The following is a 1,968-nucleotide window of genomic DNA, read 5'->3' as shown; positions in this document are numbered from 1 at the left end:
GGAGTCGGGTGTGGTGGGACTCCAGCGCCTGAGTCAGGCACAAGCGGCCCGCCCGGAGCGGGAAGCCGTCTGCGGAGGCGTCCACGAGTTCGCGCCAGGCGTGGCCTGCGCCGAAGGCGTCCGCCGCCTCCCACGCGTGCGTGACGCTCCCGTCGGCGAGGTGGAGCCTGACGAGGTGGGCGCCGCCACCCCTGTGTGCCCGCTTGGTGGCCTGCTCGAACGCCCACGTGCGTTGTTCGTCTTGGCGTCCGCACCGTTCCGCGACGTGGCTCAGCAACCGGAGGGCGTCCACGCTGAGGTCGCGGTCGAACAGGGTCCGGGCGATCGCGAGGGCGGCGTCCGGACGCCCACCGTCCAGGTAGGCGTCGACGGCGTCCTCGACGGGCACGATGGTGGGTCCGGCCCGCCAGGCGACGTCCATGCCCTGGGTGACGGCTCGGTCCAGCCACGCGAGGATGTCAGCTGGCCGCCCTGCGTCACGAGCCGGCCGATGATCTCCCGGTAGTACGGGCGGTCACTTCCGGGGCGACCGCCCGTTCGACGTCGCAGTCGTGGTCGGCCAGTTCCAGCAGCATACGGTCGATCTCGCTGCGATAGGGGTCTGCTGCCGGTCCACCGCCGCCCAGCGCCGCGACACCCGCGCGGTAGGCGTCCCAGGCGGGCTCGTCGAACGCGTGGGCGACGGCGTCCAACGTGAGCGACGGCCAGCCGCCGTACTCGACCCGAAAGGCGACCACCCAGCGGGCCAGCCTGACCGGGTCCGGGTGGCCTGCGACCGCGCGCCCGAACAGCGCCGACGCCCGTTCGGCCACCTCGAGCAGGGCGTCGGCGTTGTCGGCGTCCCGTGCCAGGTCGCCGAGCCGGGTGAGCAGGTGCTGGAGCACTCGTCGCACCACGGGGTGGGCGCCGCCGTCGAGGTGCCGCTCCAGTTCGTCGACGGACTCCTCGACCCCTTGGACGCCGTCGTCGACGGTTCGTAGAAGGGGTCGTGGTAGTCGAGGTCGACTCCGGCCAGCGCAGCGTCAACGGCCATCAGGAGCTCGGAGGCCGTTGGCTCGTCCTCGGGCGTGGCCCGCAGCTGCAGCGAGCGCATGGCCTCGGGGCTGTATGCCGCCATCTCGAGCACCAGCGACTGCAGCGCGCGACGGTCCATGGAGCGCAGGAGCCGCTCGATGTCGGGCGTGACCGGATATCGCACGCCGCCCGGCCCGATCACGTTCTTCACCCGCTGATTATCGCGAATCGTCCGGGCGTGGCCGATGCAGTCCTCGTCGCTTCCGTGAAGTGAAGAGGCGGACTTCGCGCGCGGTGGCACATCGCGCGTCTCTGTCAAACGTGTCGGGGGCTACGCGGGGCAACGGTCCGCCGGCCAGGCGGTTTGGTCAGCTCAGGCTGCGTCCTGAGCCGCGTTTCGATGCCGCGGAGCCCTGTGGACTACGAAAGGAACAACGTCCGATTGGTGATCTTCCCGCATAACCACGCGGAAGGACCACGGCAATGAACATCACCGAGATGTTGGGCTTACAGGACGAACGGCTGGAGTCCGTCGTCAAGGAACACTGGGCGGGATGGGTCGCCGTCGAGCCCCGGCTAGGGGTCGTCGGCGACCCGTGTCGACTGGACGCTTGGCGACGGGCGGCCGATCCCGCGGTCGCCAACGACGTCCTCCTGGGTCTGGCTCGGTTGGCGGCGTTCGATGGGGCCGACGACGGGGATGCAGCGCTGGTGCTCGCGTGGCTCCTCCTCCCGACCGCCCTGCGCGTCCGCCGCCGGTTGGGACTGGCCGACGATCGAGTGGACGAGGTGCTGGCCGCACAGTTGTGGGTCGAGGTCCGCGGGCTGCCGTGGCGGCGTCCGCACTGGGTGGCCGCGAAGGTCGCCGGTCAGCTGCGTGAAGGTGTGCTGCTGGACTGCGGCGCTTCGACGCACCACCAGCCGCGCCGGCTCTCGACCGTCTCGCTTGGCCCC

3 protein-coding genes and 1 pseudogene are annotated in these 1,968 nt (G+C 71.1%); 2 read left to right on the top strand and 2 right to left on the bottom strand.

Going from position 1 to position 1,968, the window contains the following annotated elements; translation table 11 throughout:
• Both VB059_RS12620 and VB059_RS12615 read right to left on the bottom strand, forming a co-directional pair.
• Positions 1-421 (bottom strand): hypothetical protein (locus VB059_RS12620; protein ID WP_323422382.1); only part of this gene is annotated, 421 nt, incomplete at its 3' end.
• Positions 422-476: 55 nt separating this feature from the next.
• Positions 477-884 (bottom strand): hypothetical protein, encoded by a 408-nt coding sequence (locus tag VB059_RS12615; protein ID WP_323422381.1) that lies wholly within the window; start codon positions 882-884, stop codon positions 477-479.
• Between the two features lie 104 nt (positions 885-988).
• Between VB059_RS12615 and VB059_RS12610 the strand changes: the two genes are divergently transcribed.
• Positions 989-1,288, top strand: coding sequence for a hypothetical protein (locus VB059_RS12610; RefSeq protein WP_323422380.1), 300 nt, complete (start codon positions 989-991; stop codon positions 1,286-1,288).
• A gap of 209 nt (positions 1,289-1,497) precedes the next feature.
• A pseudogene (locus tag VB059_RS12605) lies at positions 1,498-1,968 on the top strand (hypothetical protein); the annotation flags it as partial.

The sequence above is a fragment of the Raineyella sp. genome, from assembly GCF_034933565.1.
Taxonomy (GTDB): Bacteria; Actinomycetota; Actinomycetes; order Propionibacteriales; family Propionibacteriaceae; genus Raineyella.
This window is presented reverse-complemented; position numbering and strand designations above follow the sequence as displayed.